Here is a 19,408-nt window from a genome sequence, read left to right as displayed (position 1 = left end):
CGATGACAACCTGAACTGGCTTGGCGTGCATTCTCTCAGAGCCTGCCCCCGCCCCGCCATGCTTTCGCACACTGGAGTCGATCATGAGCACCCCGGAAATCTACGTAATCAGCGCCGTCCGTTCGGCTATTGGCACCTTTGGCGGCACCCTCAAGGACCTGCCTCTGGCTGACCTGGCCACGGCAGTGACCCGCGCCGCCATCGAGCGCGCCGGTGTGGCGCCTGAGCAGATCGGCCATATGGTCATGGGTAACGTGATCCCAACCGAAGCCCGCGATGCCTACCTGTCGCGTGTGGCCGCCATGAATGCCGGTATCCCCAAGGAAACCCCCGCCTTCAACGTCAACCGCCTCTGCGGTTCGGGCCTGCAGGCCATTGTTTCCGCCGCCCAGAGCCTGCTGCTGGGTGATGCCGAGGTGGTTGTAGCCGCCGGTGCCGAATCCATGAGCCGTGGTCCTTATCTGCTGCCGCAAGCCCGCTGGGGTGCGCGCATGGGTGATCTGCAAGGCGTGGACTACATGCTCGGCGCCCTGCACGACCCGTTCGCCGGTTTCCACATGGGTATCACCGCCGAAAACGTTGCCGAGCGCAATGGCATCACCCGTCAGATGCAGGACGAACTGGCCCTGGTCAGCCAGCAGCGCGCCGCCCGCGCGATTGCCGAAGGCCGTTTCAACAGCCAGATCGTGCCGATCGATATCCCAAGCCGCAAAGGTACCGTGCGCTTTGAAATCGACGAGCACGTGCGTGGCGCAGTCACCACCGAACAACTGGCCGGCATGAAACCCGCCTTCAAGAAAGACGGCACCGTCACCGCCGGCAATGCCAGCGGCCTGAACGACGGCGCTGGCGCTCTGGTGCTGGCCACCGGTGACTTCGTCAAACGCCATGGCCTCAAGCCGTTGGCACGCCTGGTGGCCTACGCCCATGCGGGCGTCGAGCCTGAGCTGATGGGTCTGGGCCCGGTCCCGGCCACCCGCAAGGCTCTGGAAAAGGCTGGCCTGACTGTCGCCGATCTGGACGTCATCGAGTCCAACGAAGCCTTCGCCGCCCAGGCCTGCGCCGTCGCCGCTGAACTGGGCTTTGATCCGGAGAAGGTCAACCCCAACGGTTCGGGTATTTCCCTCGGCCACCCGGTCGGTGCTACCGGCGCAATCATCGCCACCAAGGCCATCCACGAGCTGCAGCGTATTGAAGGCCGCTACGCACTGGCGACCATGTGCATCGGCGGCGGCCAAGGCATCGCCGTGGTCTTCGAGCGCGTCTGAACCCAGGAGTTTTCAAGGTGAGTATTCAAAACATTGCAGTCATCGGCGCAGGCACCATGGGCAACGGCATTGCCCAGGTGTGTGCAGTGGCCGGTTACCAGGTCACTCTGATCGATGTGTCCGACGCCGCGCTGGAGCGCGGCCTGGCCACCTTGCGCAAGAACCTGGAGCGTCAGGTCAGCAAACAGACTCTGACCGCCGAAGCTGCCGAAGCCGCGGTGGCGCGCATCCGCACCAGCACCGACTACGCCCAGCTGCAACAGGCGCAACTGGTGATCGAGGCTGCTACTGAAAACCTCGAACTCAAACTGCGCATCCTCCAGCAGATCGCTGCCAGCGTCAGTAGCGACTGCGTGATCGCCACCAACACCTCGTCGCTGTCGATCACGCAATTGGGTGCGGCGGTCAGCCAGCCTGAGCGCTTTATTGGTGTGCACTTCTTCAACCCGGTGCCGATGATGGCCCTGGTCGAGATCATTCGCGGCCTGCAAACCAGCGATGCCACCTACGCCAAGGCCCTGGCCCTGACCGAGCAGGTTGGCAAAACGCCGATCAGCGCCGGCAACCGCCCGGGCTTTGTGGTCAATCGCATCCTGGTGCCGATGATCAACGAAGCGATCTTCGTGTTCCAGGAAGGCCTGGCCAGTGCCGAAGACATCGACACCGGCATGCGTCTTGGCTGCAACCAGCCGATCGGCCCGCTGGCCCTGGCCGACCTGATTGGCCTGGATACCCTGCTGGCCATCATGGAGGCCTTCCACGAAGGCTATAACGACAGCAAATACCGCCCTGCCCCCCTGCTCAAGGAAATGGTTGCCGCCGGCTACCTGGGTCGCAAGAGCGGTCGCGGTTTCTTCACCTACTGAGGAGCGACCCGATGGACGCCGCTTTGCGTTGTGCGAACTTTGAAGAGCGGCGTGACAGGGCCCTGGCGCTGTTTGCCGAAAAGGGCTTTGGCCAGGTCAGCATGCGCGAGCTGGCCAGCCATCTGGGTTTGACGGCGGGGGCGTTGTATCACCACTTCCCCAGCAAGCAGGACCTGTTGTACGACCTGATCGAAGAGGTCTACGAAGAACTGCTTGCCACCCTCAACCAGGGCCGCCGCGTTCACCAGCAAACCCTGACTGAAGTGATTGCCGCACACTGGGCGTTGCATGCCGAGCGCCCGTTGCAGTTCCGTCTGGCCAAGCGCGATCTCTGCTGCCTGACCCCTGACCAGCAGGCGCGAATCGGTCAATTGCGCCAACAGTACGAAGCGTCGCTGCTGCGTCTGATCGTGCCCAAGTCGACCTTGCGCGGCCAGGCCCTGGCCGCTACTGCCCATGTGATTGCCAACCTGCTCAACAGCCTGCCCAGCTGGCTGCAGGCATCGCAGTTGCCTCAGGCCCAAGGCCTGGCGCTGATGGAAAGCATGTTGATGGGCGGGATCGAACGGACCTTGCGCGGCGAAAGCCTTAATACCATGGTGTGATCGAAACCAGCCCCCCGGTGGGAGCGGGCTTGCCCCGCGATCGGATGTGACTGGCAGCCCGCAATCGCGGGGCAAGCCCGCTCCCACCCTGGGCAGTCGCTCCCCGTTACAGAGGCAGACGCACCGTAAACGTCGCCCCCTGCCCCTCGATACTCTCTACATCAATGCTGCCGCCGTGGGCCAGGACAATCTGCTCCGAGATGTACAACCCCAGCCCCAGCCCTGCATTCCCCGGATTCGACGCCACCCGCTCGAACTGCTGAAAAATGCGTTGCTGATTCTGCGCACTGATACCAATGCCCTGATCGCGAACCTCGATACACGCCAACCCCTGCAGCTCAAAGGCACGCACCCGGACCGGATGCCTGGCCCCATAACGCAGCGCATTGGTCAGCAGATTGGCCACCACCTGTTCAATACGAAACTCATCCCACACCCCCATCAATGGCGCCTCGGCCTTGAACTCGATCAGCGAGCCCGCCGCCGCAGCCTGGGCGGCGAAGTTCTCGACCAGCCCAGCGACCAGCTGCGTCAGGTCGAACTGACTGGGACGGATCGACAACTTGCCGGTGCGGATCCGCGACACATCGAGCATGTCTTCGATCAGACGGATCAGGCTGTTGATCTGACGTTCATCGCGCTCGACCATCGCGCGCATCTTGTCCAGGGTGAAGGCATCAGCGTTGTCCTGGGCCAGATGCAACTTGCGCAGCTGGGTTTCCAGGATCAGGCCGTTGAGCGGCGTGCGCACCTCATGGGAGACAATCGACATGAAATCGTCGCGCATGCGCACCGCGTGTTCCAGCTCACGACGGGTGACCTGCAGTTGGGTCAGCAACTGCTCCTGTTCTTCCCGGCTGCGCTCCAGCGCCTGCAGTTGCTGATCAAGGGCCTTGCGCTGGCGGAACAGGTCGACAAACACCGCCACTTTGCTTTTCACCGCCTGGTTGTCCAGCGGCTTGTGCAAAAAGTCCACCGCACCACTTTCATAGCCTTTGAAGGCATAGTTCATCTCACGCCCGGCAGCGCTGACAAAGACGATCGGGATGTTCTTGGTCTTCTCTGTGCCGCGCATCAGCTCGGCCAGCTCGAAACCGTTCATGCCCGGCATCTGCACATCGAGAATGGCCAGGGCGAACTCATGTTCAAGCAGCAGTGACAGCGCCTGGTCGGCGGACTGTGCCTGATACACCTCGCGGTCGCTGCCCTTGACCAGCGCCTGCAGCGCCAGCAGGTTTTCCGGCAGGTCGTCGACGATCAGCAGTTTGGCTTGGATGTGGCTTAGCATTCAGTGAATTCCAGCTTGGCGAGCAATTGCCCGATGCCGTGCAACGGCAGTATGTAGTCTGGGTGGTGCAGGGCCAGCGCCGCTTTCGGCATAGTGGCGACCTGCGCCTCGCGCGGGTCCTGAACGATGGTGTGGCCGCCGGACTGCTTGATCTGCGCCAGGCCATCGGCACCGTCTTCGTTGGCCCCGGTCAACAGCACACCGAGCAACGCCGGGCCATAGGCATCGGCGGCGGATGCGAACAGGATGTCGATTGAAGGCCGGGAGAAATACACCCGCTCCTCCTGGCTCAAGGAAAAGCTGCGGTCGCGTTCCACCGACAGGTGATAACCGGGCCCGGCGAAATAGATCATCCCGGGGGCTACCTCCTGTTTGTCCCGTGCCTCCGTCACCGGGCGCCCCAATCTACGGCTGAATACCTCGGCCAGCTGGCTGTGACGGTCATCCGGCAAGTGCAGTACACACACCAGCGGAATCCGGAAATCCAGCGGCAAGGCATGAAACAGGTTGAGCAAGGCACTGACGCCACCGGCCGAGGCGCCCAAGGTGATCGCCTGAATGCCGTTCATGATTTACGGTAGATCCGTTCTGGCTTGACCAGGGCCTGGAACTGCCCGGCATAGGCGGAAAAGTCCAGGGTTTCCTTGCTGCCCAGGACCAGGAAGCCGCGGTGACAAAGCGATTCGTGAAACAGCCCGAACGCACGATCCTGCAAGGTCTTGTTGAAGTAGATCAGCACATTGCGGCAGGAGATCAGCTGGGTTTCGGAAAATACGCTGTCGGTGGCCAGGCTGTGATCGGCGAAGGTCACGTTGTCGCGCAGGCTGCTGTCGACAATGGCGTTGCCGTAGGCGCAGGTGTAGTACTCGCTGAAGTCGCGCTGGCCACCGGCTTTGCGGTAGTTCTCGGCGTAGCCGCGCATGTTCTGCATCGAGTAGATGCCCTGTTTGGCCTTGTCCAGGGAACTGGGGTTGATGTCGGTGGCATAGATGATGGTGCGCTCCAGCAAGCCCTCTTCGCGCAGCAGGATGGCCAGCGAGTAAACCTCCTCGCCGGTGCTGCAACCGGCAACCCAGACCTTCAGCGACGGCCAGGTACGCAGCAGCGGCACCACCTCCCGGCGCAGCGCCAGAAAGTGCTCCGGGTCGCGAAACATCTCGCTGACCGGGATGGTCAGGAACTGCAGCAACTGCATGAACATGCCCGGATCGTGCAGGACCCGCTCCTGCAGCGCCGAGACCGTGTTGCACTCGAACTGGCGCACGGCATGCAGGATCCGGCGCTTGATCGAAGCACCGGAGTAGTCCCGAAAGTCATAGCTGTATTTGAGGTAGATCGCCTCGATCAACAGCCGTATTTCGATGTCGGTATTACGCTCGATGGTCAAATTCGCTCCAGTTGCGGCAGCCAGACACGGATCAGCGAGAACAGACGGTCAAGGTCAATGGGCTTGGCCAGGTAATCATTGGCGCCGGCCTGCAGGCAACGCTGCTGGTCATCCTTCATGGCCTTGGCCGTCACCGCGATGATCGGCAGTTTGCGCCAGCGCGGTTGCTGGCGGATCAGCCGGGTGGCTTCATAGCCATCCATCTCCGGCATCATCACGTCCATCAGCACCAGGTCGATATCGACGTGCTGTTCCAGCCGTTCGATGGCCTCGCGGCCATTGCGGGCGATTTCGACGATCGCGCCTTTGTGCTCGAGCGCACTGGTCAGGGCGAAAATGTTCCGTACATCGTCGTCGACCAGGAGCAGTTTGCGCCCTTCGAAGACCTTGTCGCGACTGCGTGCGGTCTTGAGCATGCGCTGACGTTCATGAGACAGCGTCGACTCGACTTTGTGCAGAAACAGTGTCACCTCATCCAGCAGCCGCTCCGGCGAGCGCGCGCCCTTGATGATGATCGAGCGCGAGTACTTGAGCAGGTCGGCCTCTTCATCGCGGGTCAGGTTGCGCCCGGTATAGATGATCACCGGCGGGAAGGCGCGGATATCCTCGGACGACATGCGTTTGAGCAGCTCGTTGCCGAGCATGTCCGGCAGTTTCAGGTCGATGATCATGCAGTCGTAGACGTTCTCGCGCAGCAGGTCCAGGGCTTCCTGGGCCAGGCCGACAGCGGTGATCTCGATGTCATCGTCGCCAATCAGCCGGGCAATGCTCTCACGCTGCAGATCATCGTCTTCGACCAGCAGAATGTGCTTGAGCTTCTGGGTCAGCTTGGCCTCCAGGCGCGCAAACACGGCCTTGAGTTCTTCACGGCTGGTGGGTTTCACCGCATAGCCGACGGCGCCCATGTGCATGGCCGCCTCCACCCGGTCTTCGACAGAAATGATATGCACCGGAATGTGGCGGGTGCCGGCCTGCTCCTTGAGCCGTTGCAGCACGGTCAGGCCGGAGTGATCCGGCAGGCGCATGTCGAGCAGGATGGCGTCGGGAATGAACCCTGCGGCCAGCTCGAAACCTTCGTCGGCGGCCTGGGCGACCAGGCAGCTGTAACCCAGTTCATGGGCAAGATCAAAGAGAATGCGGGCGAAATTCGGTTCATCCTCGATCACCAGAATGCAGCGGTTGCTGAACGGTGCCAGCGCCCGGTCATCGGCAAACGCCGGTGTGCTGCGCGCAGGCATGGCAACGTCGACCGGCGCCTCGGGTTCTGCTGCAACGACTGTGGCCAGGGGCTGATTGACGATCAGTGCCGGCCCTTGGCTGTCGACCGGCTCATAGCGCTCCGGCAGGATCAGGCTGAACACACTGCCCTTGCCCAGGCTGCTGTCGACACTGATCTGCCCCCCGAGCAGTTGCGCCAGATCGCGGGAGATCGACAAGCCCAGGCCGGTGCCACCATAACGTCGGTTGCTGGTGCCATCGGCCTGGTGAAAGGCTTCGAAAATACGCTGTTGCTGATCGGCCGCGATGCCGATACCGCTGTCGCGCACAGCGAACACAATGCCGGTACCCGGCTGCAGGCTGACGGTGAGGCTGACCTGGCCTTTCTCGGTGAATTTCACGGCATTGGACAGCAGGTTCTTGAGGATCTGTTCCAGACGCTGGCGGTCGGTGTACAACGTGCTCGGTACCTCGGGTTCGATGACCACGCTAAAGCTCAACTGCTTGTCGCTGGCCAGCGGTTCGAACAGCGATTGCAGGCCTTCGGTCAAACGCACCAGCTGGGTGGCCTCCGGGCGTACTTCAAGCTTGCCGGCTTCGACCTTGGCGATGTCGAGAATGTCGTTGATCAGGTTGAGCAGGTCGTTACCCGCCGAGTAGATCGACTCGGCAAACTTGACCTGCTCTTCGCTGAGATTCTCCTGAGCGTTCTCCGCCAGCAATTTGGCCAGGATCAGCGAGCTGTTCAGCGGTGTACGCAGCTCATGAGACATGTTGGCGAGAAACTCAGACTTGTACTTGCTGGAGCGCTGCAGCTCCTCGGCGCGCGTCTGCAGCTCGGCCTGGGCCTGGTTCAGTTCGCTGTTCTTGCGGTTCAGCGCATCGCGCTGCTCGGCCAGGGCCTGGGTGCGTTCGGCCAGTTGCTCATTGGTCTGTTCCAGTTCGGCTTGCTGGGTCTCCAGATGGGCCTGGGACTCCTTGAGCACCCGCGACTGTTCTTCGAGTTCCTCGTTGGCGGATTTCAGCTCTTCCTGCTGCACCTGCAACTCTTCGTTGAGCTGCTGGGTTTCGGCCAGCACGTCCTGCAGGCGTTGACGATAGCGGGCACTTTCAATGGAGGTGCCGAGGTTGTCAGCGACCAGCTCGAGCAGTTCGATATCGCGATCAGTCAGCGGCCGCAGGAAACCCAGCTCGACCACCCCGTTGATCTGCCCGTCGTTGCTGGTCGGCACCATCAGCACACTGCGCGGCAACCCTTCACCCAAGCCGGAGTTGACCTTGAAGTAGTCCTCAGGCACGTCATCAAGACGCAGCAGGCGCCCCTGGCTCACCGCCTGGGCGAGCAGGCCTTGCTGATGGCCGATCAGCTGTTCACGGGCTTCCTGCTCGGCAGAAAAGCCGTAGCTTGCCACCCGCCGCAAAGCACCCTGGTCATCACGCACGTAAAGCGCCGCCACCACACTGCCCAGGTAGGTGGCGAAAAAGCGCAGGATATTGTTGCCCAGCATCGGCAGCGTCAGTTGCCCGAGCACCTGCCCGGCCAGTTGCGTCTGCCCGCTGCGTAACCAGGCTTGCTGTTCCAGGCGCTGGGTCGAACGTTGCTGGGCTTGCAGGTTGCTGGTGTAGCTGGAGGACAACGCCAACAGATCGCGGCGCCCGAGGAACGCCAACAAAGCACTGAGCAGGATGATGAACACCAGGTACACGGAAATCGCCACCCGCGTCAGGGTGCTGACCTGCTCGTTACGGGCGACCCGCAGCTGTTGTTCCATGCCGATGAAGGTAGCGAATTCCTTGCGGATTTCGTCGGTGATGCGCTTGCCGCGACCGGCCCGGATCGGTTCCTGGTAGTCACTGTCCTGACGGCGCAGACTGATCACCTGACTGGCAAAGGTATTCCACTCTTGCTGCAGCGCCATCAAGCGCTCCAGCCGGTCGACCTGCTGCGGATTGTCGGTCACCATCGTCTGCAGGCTCATCAGGCCGGACAGCACTTGTGGCTTGGCCACCTCGTAAGGTTCGAGAAAGCGCTCGTCAGCGGTGATCAGGAAGCCGCGCATGCCGGTTTCCATATCGATCGACAGCTTGACCGCCTCGTTGGCGTTGTTGATCACCCGGTCGGTATGTTCCACCCACTGAATGGCCGACAACAGGTAATTGATCATGGCTATGAACACTACAGCGCTGAGCAGGCCGACGCCCAGAGGCAGGCCGATGTTGCGGCTCAGCAACTTGCGAAAGCTTTGCTGATCTATCGAGGCTGGTTGAATCATCACATACATCCAAGCAAGTGAATCAAACAAAAGAAGTGTGGCGGATTTTCGAGTAATTGTTCTATTTTTCGCTGCGAAGGCGATCCCTGCGGCCTTCTGACCCTGAGTCTAACCAGCTTTGCCGGTGCTGACAGGGCATTTAGCCAGCATTTGAGGTCAACAGACGCCAATCGTTCCCTGCGGGTGTGCACATCGCTATCCTGCACAGGCAGCAGGGAACTTCAGGCCACACCTGGCTTACAGAATATGAACAGACATTAGTACAGGACCTTTGCCATGCCCTCATCTGCCCCCGCCCTTCTGGTTGTCGAAGATGACGCGATTGTGCGCATGCTGATCGTCGAAGTGCTGGAAGCGCTGGGCTATACGGTCGTCGAGGCCCAGGACGCTGAGAACGCCCTGAAGATCCTCGAGGATCCTGAGCAGACACTGGCGCTGATGATGACCGATATCGGCCTGCCGGACATGGACGGCAAGGCGCTGGCGGTCAAGGCGCAAGAGGCAAGGCCGTTGCTACCGATACTGTTTGCCAGTGGCTATGGTGACAACCTCGACGTACCCGAGGGCACACACCTGATCGGCAAGCCGTTCAGCATCGATCAATTGCGCGACAAGGTGCAAAGCATACTGTCGGTGGGAGCGGCGGTGCGGCGACCCGACTTGCCCCGCGATTCAATGTAACTGGCACAACACAAATCGCGGGGCAAGCCCGCTCCCACCCTGTAGAATAGGCACTTTTTCCAAGGCCTCTTCCCCTCATGCTCAAGCCCGCCCTCAACGTCCTGGTCATCGGCTACGTCTGGCCCGAACCGCGCTCCTCGGCCGCCGGCGGGCATGTGGTACAGATCCTCGAGAGTTTCGTCCAACGTGGCTGGCGCGTAACCTTCAGCAGCCCGGCGACGGTCGGGGAGCACAAGGCAGATCTTGCCGAGCTGGGCATTGCCGAACAGGCCATTACCCTCAATGACAGCAGTTTCGACCAGTTCGTCAGTGAACTGGCCCCGGATGTGGTGCTGTTCGACCGTTTCATGATGGAAGAGCAATTCGGCTGGCGCGTGGAAAAACACTGCCCCAACGCCTTGCGCGTACTGGAAACCTCGGACCTGCAAAGCCTGCGCGACGCCCGTCAACAACTGCTGCGCCGCCGCCTGATCGAAGGGCTGGACCCCAACGACTTCCGCGCGCTGTTCGCCACCTCCGGCCCCGAGCTGTATCGGCAGATGGCCTCGGCCGACCAGACCCTGCGCGAACTGGCGGCCATCTACCGCAGCGACCTGAGCCTGATGATCTCGGACGTCGAGATCGACCTGCTGATCAACGGCTTCGGCGTGCCCGAGCACCTGCTGCACTGGTGCCCGCTGATGGTCGATGTGCCCGGCGCAGCGTTCAAGCCTTACGACGAGCGTGCGCACTTCCTCAGCATCGGCAACTTCCGCCACGCCCCGAACTGGGATGCCGTGTTGTGGATGAAGAATACGCTGTGGCCGATCATCCGCCGCCGCCTGCCCCAGGCGCAGTTGCACATCTACGGCGCCTACACGCCACCGAAGGCCACGGCGCTGCACAAGCCTGCCGAAGGCTTCCACATCATGAACTGGGCCGAGGATGCCCTGGAGGTGATGAGCAATGCGCGCATTTGCCTGGCACCGCTGCGCTTCGGCGCCGGGATCAAGGGCAAGCTGACCGACGCCATGCTCTGCGGCACCCCCAGCGTGACCACGCCAATCGGCGCCGAAGCCATGCACGGCGCCCTGCCCTGGCCGGGCGCGGTGGCCAGCACCGGCGAAGCGCTGGCCGAAGCTGCGGTGCAGCTGTACAACGACCCGGCACGCTGGCAGCAAGCGCAACAACAGGGTTTGCAGCTGCTTGCCGCGCGCTATGACCGACGCCAGCACAGCACTGCGCTGGTCGAACGCATCGAGTACGCACTGGGCGATCTGGACCAGCACCGCTTGTTCAACTTCACCGGGGCCATGCTGCGTCACCACCAGCACAAGAGCACCCAGTACATGGCGCAATGGATCGAAGCGAAAAACCGCCTGGCTACAGCGGCCGGCGCAGCAGATACGTGTCCATGATCCAGCCCTTGCGCGCACGGGCCTGCTCGCGCTGCTGAAGAATCTGTTGGCGCACCGCCTGCAACGGCCCGGCGATGAGGATCTCGTCGGCGGTACCGAGGTAGGCGCCCCAGTAAATCAGCAGCTCGGGGTCGTCGAGCGCGGCGAACGCGCATTGACCGTCGAGCATCACCACCAGGTTGTCGATCCGTGACTGTTCGGCCAGGCGCCGGCCTGGCAGGACGGTCAGTGGCTCACCAATACGGTTCAAGGGAATCCGGTGGCGGGCCGCCAGGGCCTGTACGCTGCTGATACCGGGAATGACTTCAAGCGCGATGCCGACGCCAGCGGCCTGCACCAGATCGAGGATGCGCAGGGTGCTGTCATACAGGGTTGGCTCGCCCCACAGCAGAAAGGCGCCGCACTCGCCCTCGGCCAGTTCGCTTTCGATCAAGCGGGCATAGAGCGTGGCACGCTTGTGGTGCCAGTCATGCACGGCACCGACATAGTCGCTGGCTGCACCCTCACGCTGCGGATCCTCGACCTGCACCAGGCGATAGCCCGGCTGCTGGATATAGCGTTCGAGAATGTCCTTGCGCAGTTGCAGCAGCTCATCCTTGACCGCGCCTTTATCGAGGACGAAGAACACCTGGGCACGGTTCAGCGCATCGATGGCCTCAAGGGTGATCTGGCGCGGATTGCCCGGCCCGATACCGATCAACAACAGCTGTTTCATTGCAGTTCATTCCACGGCTCGGCCAGCCGCCATTGTCGGCCGGCCGAGGGGCAGTGGCAATGCGCTGCTTACCAGATCGAGAAGTTGTAGCTGACGATTACCCGCGTTTCGTCCATGTCCCGCGCCCACTTCTCGTAGTTGCTGCGGTAGGTGGAGTTACGCAGGCGTACGCTGACGTCCTTGAAGGTGCCGCTCTGGACCTGGTACTTGAGCTCGCTGTCGCGCTCCCACTCCTTGCCCTCGGCCAGGCTGCCGGGGACCTTGATATGGTCACCGTTGATATAGCGGGTGAAGAAGCTCAAGCCCGGCACGCCGAGGGCCTTGAAGTCGTAGTCGTAGCGCAACTGCCAGGAGCGCTCCTGGGCGGCGGCGAAGTCGTTGACCTGGGCGTAGTTGACCAGGTACGGATTGCTGCCATCAAGGTACGGCATGGAATTTTCACCGTACATGCGTTGCCAGCCGGCGCTGACCTTGTGCCCACCCAGGCTGTAGCCGAGCATGCCGCTGAACGCGCGGTGGTCGATATCACCGGCACGGGCGTTGCCGATGTCATCGCTCTTGATCAGGCGCAGGTCGGCCGACAGGCTACCGACGCTCAGCGGCTGGCTGGCTACCACACCGAGGAAGTGCTGGCGGTAGATGTTTTCCAGCTTGGCCACCTGGTATTGGGCGCTCAGGCGTTCATTGAACTTGTAATCGACACCAGCCATGTCGAAATGATCGGCGGTGATATTGCAGGCATAGCGCTTGTTCTTGCAGTGCACGCGAATGTCCTGGCGATCGGTGGAATCGCGCGCGGTGTACTTGTCCAGACGGGCAACGCTGAACTTGAGGTTATTGATTTCCTCGGACGTGAGCATCGCCCCCTGGAACATCGTCGGCAGCAGGCGGCCGTCGTTGTATTTGAGCAGCGGCATGTCCGGCAGCATCGAGCCGTACTTGAGCACGGTCTTCGAATAGCGCATTTTCGCGGTCAGGCCGAGCTTGGCATATTGGTCCACCGACTCCCGCGGGTCATGCCCGCTGGACGGCATCAAACCGCTGTTGCTATCAGCCGGACTGGAGTCGAGCTTGATCCCGAGCATGCCCAGGGCATCGACGCCAAAGCCTACAGGGCCCTGGGTATAACCGGACTGCACATTGAGAATGAATCCCTGAGCCCATTCTTCGCGTTTCGAAGCGCCCTGACTGGAACTGACATGGCCATCACGAAAATCGCGATTGAAATAGACATTGCGTGCTTCGACTTTGGCACTGCTGTCTTCAAGAAAACCGGCAGCCTGAGTCGAAGCGGCAGTGAACATCGCGAGCAGGCCGGCAAGGCCGCGCCCGGGCGCGAGGGGGTATGGGGCAAACATCAGAAGCACAATCCGAAAGAGTGACAAAAAACAACCGGCAGCCGTCCAGGCACCGGCAATGCATCCAGCGCCAATAAAGCTCGAGGCTGACCGAAAATTATCTCGAAACCGCTCTATATCGGGCCATTGGACCTTGGTCTAAGGCGTTTGGCAGGCAATCGACTAGTTGTTTCGTATTAACGCGCAGACAAGTAAGAAAGTTCCATTGCAGCAAAGTTAAATTTCATATGTTTACCCGCCGCCCGGGGACTACTACACTCTTTATTAGTGCGATGTTGTGCCCAACCCAGTGCTCGCTGCGTTATTCAGGTTACTCCTCGTTTTACGCGTGCCGGGCCACTGCAGACATAAAGGAGTGATGACAGTGTCCAGACTTGCAGAGTTTCGTGCTGCCGAAAAAGCGCTTCAAGAACAGATGGCGCAACTGGAGGCGCTGAAAAAGGACGCCGGCCTCAAGCGCGAAATCGAGTTCGAACGCAAACTTGTCGAGCTGATGAACAGCTATGGCAAGAATCTGCGCGATATCATTTCCATTCTCGACCCCAAAGCCGTGGCCAAAGGTGCGGTGAGCGCACCGAAAACCCGCCGCGCACGGGTGGTCAAAGTGTATGAAAACCCTCACACCGGTGAGCTGATTGAAACCAAAGGTGGCAACCACCGTGGCCTCAAAGCCTGGAAAGAACAGTACGGGGCGAAAACAGTCGACAGCTGGTTGCGTTCGTGAAAGTGTCCTTCACACTTTTTTCACATCCTCTCAATCAGGATGAAGATCGCTAACGGAATAGCGCCCCATACGCCCGCCTCGGCGGGCTTCTAATTCTTGCGCCCCGCCCTTCACAGGCGGGGCGCAATTCGTTTGCGCAATTGTTTCAGTTCCGTATCATGTGGCCCTGACTGTCTTGCTGGCATTGCTGTTGCCAGCCTCTTCAAGCGGAGTGCCCATGAGCCTGAACCATCTCGACACCCTCCCTGGTGTCACCGCGCAACCGGATGCCGCGACCCAGAACTTTGTCTTCAACCACACCATGCTGCGGGTCAAGGACGTTGCCAAGTCGCTGGACTTCTACACCCGTGTCCTGGGTTTCAGCCTGGTGGAAAAGCGCGACTTCCCTGAAGCCGAGTTCAGCCTGTATTTCCTCGCCCTGGTCGACAAGGCGCAGATTCCGGCCGATGCCGCCAAGCGCACCGAGTGGATGAAATCGATCCCCGGCATCCTCGAGCTGACCCACAACCACGGCACTGAAAACGACGCGGATTTTGCCTACCACAACGGCAACACCGACCCGCGTGGTTTTGGCCATATCTGCATTTCGGTACCGGATATTCGCGCTGCCTGCGAGCGCTTTGAGCAACTGGGCGTGACTTTCCAGAAGCGCCTGAGCGACGGCCGGATGAAGCACCTGGCCTTCATCAAGGACCCGGACGATTACTGGGTTGAGATCATCCAGCCTACCGAGTTCTAAGCCCCCGGTGGGAGCGGGCTTGCCCCGCGATAGCGATCGCGGGACAAGTCGGGCCGCCGCACCGCCGCTCCCACCCGTCGGCCCGGGTCACTCCGGGCCACTGCTGTGGTATACCCGAAAAAGCACCTTAGCGAGGAGCTTCAACAACAGCGAGCCATCGATACCCCAGCAGCGAGGTCAGGACGATGAAAACCCTTCAATGTGTGCATCGCAACTACACCATCACCGCCAGTGTCGAAACCCATGACGGCGTCCCTACGCCGTTTGCCGGCGGGTGCCTGATCACAGATCCTGAAGGCCACACCAGCCGGCGTCTGCCGCTGCCATTGAAGATGGCCTTTCTGGCCGACCTGGAAAATGCCCAACACGTGTCGCTTGCGCATGGCAAGTGGCTGGTCGATCAGCAGCTGGACAAGCGTCAGCACCTGTTCTGAGCATTTAGATCTATCGCGGGGCAAGCCCGCTCCCACAGGGTGTATCAGAACTTGGTGGGAGCGGGCTTGCCCCGCGATCATGGCTGTCAGGCAACCCCAGGCCATAGTCCCCCGGCACATTCCAGTCCTCACCGAACACCTCTACCGGGTGCATGGTCCGGTCGGCGCCATTGCCGCAGGCCAGGGCATTCGCCGCGCAATAACGATCGCAACCCCAGCAGATACGTTCAGGGTGTTTCGGGCTGACGGGAAAGGGCTTGGCCATGATATTCCCCAGGCAGGCTATGGGCGAGCTTCCACCTTATTGCCTCGCTACGGCTTTGCCCTTGATGCAGATCAAGGGCGCTGACGGATCGACGGTAAAATTGATAATAATCATTATTATTCACACAAAAGCTTCCTAGACTCGGGCTCCCACTCGTCAGCACCCAGGAAGTCGTCATGCGTACCCCCTTTTCGCTGTCACTCGCCTTGCTCCTGATCACCCCGCCGGCACTGGCCAAGGAATACCCCATCGGCAAGCCGCAACTGTGCCCGGGGCTGGAGGTCGGCGCGGTGTACCTGCAGCCGATTGAAATGGCCCCGGCCGGCATGATGCGCGCCACTGCCGACTCGGACATCCATCTGGAAGCCGATATCCGCGCCACCGCCGACAATCGCCAGGGCTTTCAGGAAGGCAGTTTCGTGCCCTACCTGAATGTCGCCTTCAGCCTGCAAAAGCAAGGCAGCGACACACCCATCAGCGGTGACTTCCATGCCATGGTCGCCAACGACGGCCCGCACTATGGCGATAACGTCAAACTGCAGGGGCCGGGCAAATACCAGCTGACCTTCACCCTCCTGCCGCCAGGCGGTCACGGTTCGCTGGGGCGCCACACCGACAAGGAAACCGGGGTGGAACCCTGGTTCGAGCGCTGCGAACTGCACTACACCTTCGTCTACGCCGGGATTGGCAAGAAAGGCGGCTACTGAATGAACGCCCGCCTCCACCAGCGCCTGGCCTGGTTGATTCTGGCCGGTGCAGCCACGCCCCTGAGCGCCGCGCCACTGCCCAGCTACGAGCTGATCCTGCGTGACGGACACTTCACCCCCGCGGTGCTGGAAGTTCCCGCCGGGCAACGCTTCAAGATCGTCCTGAAGAATCAGGGCGAAGGCCCGGCAGAATTCGAAAGTACACCCTTGCGGGTAGAGAAAGTGCTGTCGCCGGGCGTGACGACCTTTGTCGTCATCCACCCGCTCCGGCCCGGCCGCTATCCGTTCTTCGACGAATTCAATCCGCAACTGCCCGAGGGCGCCATCCTCGCGCAGTAGCCGTGGGTGTGCAGGGAGTCTTGATGAATCAAGCACTGTTTATCGTCTGGCGCGAAAGCGTCGAAGCGCTGCTGGTGATCGGCATTCTCCAGGCCTGGGTCAGCCAGCAAGCTCGCGGCCAGCGACTGCTGAAATATCTGTGGAGCGGCGTCGCCCTGGGCTTGCTGCTTTCGGCCATGCTGGCGCTGCTGATCCTGTTTGCCGGCGAGGCCATGAGCGGCACTGCCAGCGAATGGTTCCAGGCCGCCCTGGCGTTACTGGCCAGTATGCTGATGGTGCAGATGGTCGGCTGGATGCACCGCCACGCACGCTCGCTCAAGGACGATCTGCGGCGCCACGCCGAGCAGCAACTCGCGCGCCAGGGCGGTGTCGGATTGTTGCTGCTGGCCATGCTTGCAGTCAGCCGCGAAGGGAGTGAAACCGTGGTCTTTCTCTATGGCGCCGGTGCACGCCTGCAAGGCCTGGCGCTGGCGCAATTTTTCATCGGCGCCATCGCCGGACTGCTGCTGTCAGGGCTGACCATTGCCCTGTTGCACAGCAGTCGACGGTTCATTTCATGGCAACATTTCTTTGGCCTGAGTGAAGCGCTGTTGCTGCTGCTCGCGGCAGCCTTGCTGGTCAGCGCGACCGAGCGAGTCGGCGGTCAACTGCTGGCCATGGAGTTGCCGGAGATGGCCTATACCCTGGTTGGCGATGCGCTCTGGGACAGCAGCACAGTGCTCAGCGACAGCCAGGGCCTGGGCGCTTTTCTCGCCGGGTTCGCCGGTTACCGCGCCACGCCCAGCGCCCTGACCCTGCTGGTGCTCAGCGGCTACTGGCTGAGCGTCGGGTGCTGGCTGCTGCAGCGCAAAACAGGCAGCGCCGCATGTCCAGCCTGAGCGTGCACAATCGCCTATTGCAGCGTTTGGGTAACGGCATGCGCCGCCATGCCGGGGTGATTCGCACCCTGCAGTGGACGGTGGTGCTGTTCTACGCCGCGCTGCTGGTAGTACCGGCATTGCTGCCGTTGCCCGGCAGCCAGGCGCGGATGCTGGACAACCTGACCCTGTTCGCCCAGTTCCTGTTCTGGGGCCTCTGGTGGCCGTTCGTGTTGCTGTCGATCGTACTGTTCGGCCGGCTCTGGTGCGGCGTACTGTGTCCTGAAGGCTCGCTGAGCGAATGGGCCAGCCGGTATGGCCGGGGCATGGGCGTGCCACGCTGGATGCGCTGGGGTGGCTGGCCAACCCTGGCATTCTGCCTGACCACCCTTTATGGCCAGCTGATCAGCGTCTACGACTACGCCCAGGCGGCACTGCTGATTCTCGGCGGTTCGACGCTGGCGGCGATCGCCATCGGTTTGCTGTTCGCCCGCGGCAAGCGGGTCTGGTGCCGCTACCTGTGCCCGGTCAGCGGCGTCTTTGCCCTGCTCGCGCGCCTCGCCCCGGTACACTTCCAGGTCGATGAACAGCGCTGGAAAGAAAACGCCACACCGCGCCTGCCACCGCCCAACTGCGCACCGCTGCTGGACATCCGTCGCCTGCAGGGCGCCAGCGACTGTCACGCCTGCGGCCGCTGCAGCGGGCAACGCGGCGCGGTGCAACTGATTGCCCGCTCCAGCAACGAAGAGATCCTGCAGGCGGCCACGCGCGCACCATCAGCCTGGGATAGTCGCCTGCTGCTGTTCGGCGTCATCGGCCTGGCCATGGGCGCCTTCCAGTGGACCGTCAGCCCCTGGTTCATCGCCCTCAAACAGCACCTGGCGCAGTGGCTGGTGGAGCACGATGTGCTCTGGCCCTTGCACGACAACGCCCCTTGGTGGCTGCTGACCCATTACCCGCAGCTCAACGACAGTTTCAGCTGGCTGGACGGTTTCAGTATCGTCCTGTACCTGAGCACCAGCGCCCTGTTACTGGGCGGCAGTTTGCTGGTTTTGTTGCGCCTGGCAGCACGGCTGACGGGCAAGCCTGATCTGTATGGAGCCTTGAGCCTGACCCTTACACCTCTGGGCGGCGCCGGGCTGTTTCTCGGCTTGTCGGCAACCACGGTGAAGCTGCTGCGCTATGAAGGCTTGTTGCTGGAGTGGGTTCAACCGGCCAGGGCCTTGCTGTTGATCGCAGCCATGGCCTGGAGCGCCTGGTTGGGCTGGAAGCTGCTGGTACGCCAGGACATTGCCCTGCCCCGGCGCTGCGCCGCTAGTGTTTGCCTGCTGGCAGCCATTGTCGCGGTAGGCTATGGCTGGTGGTTGCAGTTTTGGGGATGGCTCTAGCGACTAAAGGGCGCGGCGATCTAGCCGCGCACTTCAAACTCCGGAAACAGATCGCCAAGCGCATCCCACAGCACCGGCAACGCAGTGTGCATCGATACCTTTGGCAAACTTGCATCGAGCATCTGCGTGGTACGTACCATCTGTACCACGAAACGTATGACCCCGCGTTCACTCAAACGCCGTGCCAGCGTAAGCAGGCGCTCCGGGTCGATCAGATGCCAATGTACCGTAGTACGGCATTCATACTCCACACCACTGGCCAACAACAATTCCAGGCTGCGCCAGTTGGCCACCCCGCTGCCCTTTACCCGAGTAATCAGCGCACACTCCTCGGCCAGAGCCTTGACGTCGAAGCCGACCCAATCGGCCCCCGGCAACACTCGGGCGAACGCCTCAGGTTTGATGCCGGCACTGTGCAGGCCAACAGCAAAGCCCATCTGCCGGACCTCGGCCATCGCCGCCGGCAAGCTGTCCTGCAGGGTTGCTTCGCCGCCACTGAACACCACCGCGTCGAGCAGGCCCTGGCGGCGCTGGAGGAATGCCAGCACCTGGTTCCAATCAAGCTCCTGACTGCCGCGCGGCGGGATCAATTGCGGGTTGTGACAGTAACGGCAACGCCAGGCGCAACCCTGGCAAAACAACACACAGGCCAGCTTGCCCGGATAGTCGAGGGTGGTCAGGGGCACCATGCCCCCGACCCGTAGTGCTCGACTCATGGATGCCCGGCCGCTGCCGCACCCTCAGTGAAATGCTGGCGCTCGCGGTGCTCGGACTGTTTGCCCGGGTTGAACGCCGACACCGGCCGGTGATAGCCCATCACCCGGGTCCAGACTTCGCAGCGTTGGCGTTGCGCCACAGGCAGGGTTTGCAGTGCAGTCATGATGAAGCTCCTTGCGGTT

Annotated in this window: 21 protein-coding genes; 12 read left to right on the top strand and 9 right to left on the bottom strand. The window is 61.6% G+C overall.

Annotated elements, in window-relative coordinates; translation table 11 throughout:
• The first annotated feature begins 83 nt into the window (after positions 1-83).
• From PSAKL28_RS11090 to PSAKL28_RS11080, 3 genes are read left to right on the top strand one after another with little or no spacing between them, the layout of a single operon-like run.
• The gene (locus tag PSAKL28_RS11090; RefSeq protein WP_038610107.1) at positions 84-1,268 is read left to right on the top strand and encodes an acetyl-CoA C-acyltransferase family protein; all 1,185 of its coding nucleotides are present in this window, start codon (positions 84-86) and stop codon (positions 1,266-1,268) included.
• Between the two features lie 17 nt (positions 1,269-1,285).
• Positions 1,286-2,134 (top strand): 3-hydroxybutyryl-CoA dehydrogenase, encoded by an 849-nt coding sequence (locus PSAKL28_RS11085; RefSeq protein ID WP_038610104.1) that lies wholly within the window; start codon positions 1,286-1,288, stop codon positions 2,132-2,134.
• An 11-nt stretch (positions 2,135-2,145) separates the two neighbouring features.
• A complete protein-coding gene (locus PSAKL28_RS11080) occupies positions 2,146-2,739 on the top strand; it encodes a TetR/AcrR family transcriptional regulator (RefSeq protein WP_038610101.1) in 594 nt (197 codons plus the stop codon).
• Between the two features lie 106 nt (positions 2,740-2,845).
• Here PSAKL28_RS11080 and PSAKL28_RS11075 read toward each other — a convergent pair whose 3' ends face one another.
• From PSAKL28_RS11075 to PSAKL28_RS11060, 4 genes are read right to left on the bottom strand one after another with little or no spacing between them, the layout of a single operon-like run.
• On the bottom strand, positions 2,846-4,027 hold the full coding sequence (locus tag PSAKL28_RS11075; protein ID WP_038610098.1) for a hybrid sensor histidine kinase/response regulator: 1,182 nt from the start codon (positions 4,025-4,027) through the stop codon (positions 2,846-2,848).
• Entirely contained in the window at positions 4,021-4,596 is a 576-nt protein-coding gene (locus PSAKL28_RS11070) for a chemotaxis protein CheB (protein ID WP_038610096.1), read from the bottom strand. The genes PSAKL28_RS11075 and PSAKL28_RS11070 overlap by 7 nt, the downstream gene beginning before the upstream one ends.
• The gene (locus PSAKL28_RS11065; protein WP_038610093.1) at positions 4,593-5,414 is read right to left on the bottom strand and encodes a CheR family methyltransferase; all 822 of its coding nucleotides are present in this window, start codon (positions 5,412-5,414) and stop codon (positions 4,593-4,595) included. Before PSAKL28_RS11065 ends, PSAKL28_RS11070 begins: the two co-directional genes overlap by 4 nt.
• Positions 5,411-8,905: a response regulator gene (locus PSAKL28_RS11060; RefSeq protein ID WP_038610091.1), complete on the bottom strand. Its 3,495-nt coding sequence runs from the start codon at positions 8,903-8,905 to the stop codon at positions 5,411-5,413. The genes PSAKL28_RS11065 and PSAKL28_RS11060 overlap by 4 nt, the downstream gene beginning before the upstream one ends.
• A gap of 276 nt (positions 8,906-9,181) precedes the next feature.
• Between PSAKL28_RS11060 and PSAKL28_RS11055 the strand changes: the two genes are divergently transcribed.
• Both PSAKL28_RS11055 and PSAKL28_RS11050 read left to right on the top strand, forming a co-directional pair.
• Positions 9,182-9,586, top strand: a complete 405-nt coding sequence (locus PSAKL28_RS11055) for a response regulator (RefSeq protein WP_051939296.1) — start codon at positions 9,182-9,184, stop codon at positions 9,584-9,586.
• Positions 9,587-9,663: 77 nt separating this feature from the next.
• The gene (locus PSAKL28_RS11050) at positions 9,664-10,983 is read left to right on the top strand and encodes a glycosyltransferase (RefSeq protein ID WP_038610089.1); all 1,320 of its coding nucleotides are present in this window, start codon (positions 9,664-9,666) and stop codon (positions 10,981-10,983) included.
• Here PSAKL28_RS11050 and cobF read toward each other — a convergent pair.
• Together cobF and PSAKL28_RS11040 are read right to left on the bottom strand one after the other, a co-directional pair.
• The gene (gene cobF / locus PSAKL28_RS11045) at positions 10,949-11,698 is read right to left on the bottom strand and encodes a precorrin-6A synthase (deacetylating) (RefSeq protein WP_038610086.1); all 750 of its coding nucleotides are present in this window, start codon (positions 11,696-11,698) and stop codon (positions 10,949-10,951) included. The genes PSAKL28_RS11050 and cobF overlap by 35 nt on opposite strands.
• A gap of 68 nt (positions 11,699-11,766) precedes the next feature.
• A complete protein-coding gene (locus tag PSAKL28_RS11040; RefSeq protein WP_038610084.1) occupies positions 11,767-13,056 on the bottom strand; it encodes an OprD family porin in 1,290 nt (429 codons plus the stop codon).
• A 364-nt stretch (positions 13,057-13,420) separates the two neighbouring features.
• Between PSAKL28_RS11040 and PSAKL28_RS11035 the strand changes: the two genes are divergently transcribed.
• The 3 genes from PSAKL28_RS11035 (at position 13,421) to PSAKL28_RS11025 (ending at position 14,953) form a co-directional block, all read left to right on the top strand.
• Positions 13,421-13,780 (top strand): histone-like nucleoid-structuring protein, MvaT/MvaU family, encoded by a 360-nt coding sequence (locus PSAKL28_RS11035; protein WP_038610081.1) that lies wholly within the window; start codon positions 13,421-13,423, stop codon positions 13,778-13,780.
• Between the two features lie 217 nt (positions 13,781-13,997).
• The gene (gloA, locus tag PSAKL28_RS11030; protein WP_038610078.1) at positions 13,998-14,519 is read left to right on the top strand and encodes a lactoylglutathione lyase; all 522 of its coding nucleotides are present in this window, start codon (positions 13,998-14,000) and stop codon (positions 14,517-14,519) included.
• 185 nt (positions 14,520-14,704) lie between these two features.
• Positions 14,705-14,953: a hypothetical protein gene (locus tag PSAKL28_RS11025; RefSeq protein WP_038610076.1), complete on the top strand. Its 249-nt coding sequence runs from the start codon at positions 14,705-14,707 to the stop codon at positions 14,951-14,953.
• A 10-nt stretch (positions 14,954-14,963) separates the two neighbouring features.
• On the opposite strand, the gene PSAKL28_RS26855 is transcribed toward PSAKL28_RS11025, so the two are convergent.
• Complete coding sequence (locus PSAKL28_RS26855) at positions 14,964-15,218, bottom strand: DUF3079 domain-containing protein (protein WP_075226491.1); 255 nt, start codon at positions 15,216-15,218, stop codon at positions 14,964-14,966.
• Positions 15,219-15,394: 176 nt separating this feature from the next.
• Between PSAKL28_RS26855 and PSAKL28_RS11020 the strand changes: the two genes are divergently transcribed.
• The 4 genes from PSAKL28_RS11020 to PSAKL28_RS11005 are packed head-to-tail and all read left to right on the top strand — an operon-like array spanning position 15,395 to position 18,509.
• A complete protein-coding gene (locus PSAKL28_RS11020; protein ID WP_038610073.1) occupies positions 15,395-15,925 on the top strand; it encodes an iron transporter in 531 nt (176 codons plus the stop codon).
• The gene (locus PSAKL28_RS11015; RefSeq protein WP_038610070.1) at positions 15,926-16,264 is read left to right on the top strand and encodes a cupredoxin domain-containing protein; all 339 of its coding nucleotides are present in this window, start codon (positions 15,926-15,928) and stop codon (positions 16,262-16,264) included.
• Between the two features lie 23 nt (positions 16,265-16,287).
• Complete coding sequence (locus PSAKL28_RS11010) at positions 16,288-17,142, top strand: FTR1 family iron permease (protein ID WP_038610067.1); 855 nt, start codon at positions 16,288-16,290, stop codon at positions 17,140-17,142.
• Positions 17,130-18,509, top strand: coding sequence for a 4Fe-4S binding protein (locus PSAKL28_RS11005; RefSeq protein ID WP_038610064.1), 1,380 nt, complete (start codon positions 17,130-17,132; stop codon positions 18,507-18,509). Before PSAKL28_RS11010 ends, PSAKL28_RS11005 begins: the two co-directional genes overlap by 13 nt.
• Positions 18,510-18,529: 20 nt before the next feature.
• Here PSAKL28_RS11005 and PSAKL28_RS11000 read toward each other — a convergent pair whose 3' ends face one another.
• Both PSAKL28_RS11000 and nrdD read right to left on the bottom strand, forming a co-directional pair.
• Entirely contained in the window at positions 18,530-19,225 is a 696-nt protein-coding gene (locus PSAKL28_RS11000; RefSeq protein WP_038610062.1) for an anaerobic ribonucleoside-triphosphate reductase activating protein, read from the bottom strand.
• Complete coding sequence (gene nrdD / locus PSAKL28_RS10995) at positions 19,222-19,389, bottom strand: anaerobic ribonucleoside-triphosphate reductase (protein WP_038610059.1); 168 nt, start codon at positions 19,387-19,389, stop codon at positions 19,222-19,224. Before nrdD ends, PSAKL28_RS11000 begins: the two co-directional genes overlap by 4 nt.
• Between the last annotated feature and the right edge of the window lie 19 nt (positions 19,390-19,408).

Origin of the sequence: Pseudomonas alkylphenolica, assembly GCF_000746525.1 — a bacterium.
Lineage (GTDB): Bacteria > Pseudomonadota > Gammaproteobacteria > Pseudomonadales > Pseudomonadaceae > Aquipseudomonas > Aquipseudomonas alkylphenolica.
Note: the sequence above shows the minus strand (reverse complement) of the source record. Positions and strands in the feature narration are given on the sequence as shown.

Coding starts and splice junctions, on each gene's coding strand:
- PSAKL28_RS11090 (WP_038610107.1), top strand. CDS start 84: ATGAGCACCCCGGAAATCTACGTAATCAGCGCCGTCCGTTCGGCTATT.
- PSAKL28_RS11080 (WP_038610101.1), top strand. CDS start 2,146: ATGGACGCCGCTTTGCGTTGTGCGAACTTTGAAGAGCGGCGTGACAGG.
- PSAKL28_RS11075 (WP_038610098.1), bottom strand. CDS start 4,027: ATGCTAAGCCACATCCAAGCCAAACTGCTGATCGTCGACGACCTGCCG.
- PSAKL28_RS11070 (WP_038610096.1), bottom strand. CDS start 4,596: ATGAACGGCATTCAGGCGATCACCTTGGGCGCCTCGGCCGGTGGCGTC.
- PSAKL28_RS11060 (WP_038610091.1), bottom strand. CDS start 8,905: ATGATTCAACCAGCCTCGATAGATCAGCAAAGCTTTCGCAAGTTGCTG.
- PSAKL28_RS11055 (WP_051939296.1), top strand. CDS start 9,182: ATGCCCTCATCTGCCCCCGCCCTTCTGGTTGTCGAAGATGACGCGATT.
- PSAKL28_RS11050 (WP_038610089.1), top strand. CDS start 9,664: ATGCTCAAGCCCGCCCTCAACGTCCTGGTCATCGGCTACGTCTGGCCC.
- cobF (WP_038610086.1), bottom strand. CDS start 11,698: ATGAAACAGCTGTTGTTGATCGGTATCGGGCCGGGCAATCCGCGCCAG.
- PSAKL28_RS11040 (WP_038610084.1), bottom strand. CDS start 13,056: ATGTTTGCCCCATACCCCCTCGCGCCCGGGCGCGGCCTTGCCGGCCTG.
- gloA (WP_038610078.1), top strand. CDS start 13,998: ATGAGCCTGAACCATCTCGACACCCTCCCTGGTGTCACCGCGCAACCG.
- PSAKL28_RS11025 (WP_038610076.1), top strand. CDS start 14,705: ATGAAAACCCTTCAATGTGTGCATCGCAACTACACCATCACCGCCAGT.
- PSAKL28_RS26855 (WP_075226491.1), bottom strand. CDS start 15,218: ATGGCCAAGCCCTTTCCCGTCAGCCCGAAACACCCTGAACGTATCTGC.
- PSAKL28_RS11020 (WP_038610073.1), top strand. CDS start 15,395: ATGCGTACCCCCTTTTCGCTGTCACTCGCCTTGCTCCTGATCACCCCG.
- PSAKL28_RS11015 (WP_038610070.1), top strand. CDS start 15,926: ATGAACGCCCGCCTCCACCAGCGCCTGGCCTGGTTGATTCTGGCCGGT.
- PSAKL28_RS11010 (WP_038610067.1), top strand. CDS start 16,288: ATGAATCAAGCACTGTTTATCGTCTGGCGCGAAAGCGTCGAAGCGCTG.
- PSAKL28_RS11005 (WP_038610064.1), top strand. CDS start 17,130: ATGTCCAGCCTGAGCGTGCACAATCGCCTATTGCAGCGTTTGGGTAAC.
- PSAKL28_RS11000 (WP_038610062.1), bottom strand. CDS start 19,225: ATGAGTCGAGCACTACGGGTCGGGGGCATGGTGCCCCTGACCACCCTC.
- nrdD (WP_038610059.1), bottom strand. CDS start 19,389: ATGACTGCACTGCAAACCCTGCCTGTGGCGCAACGCCAACGCTGCGAA.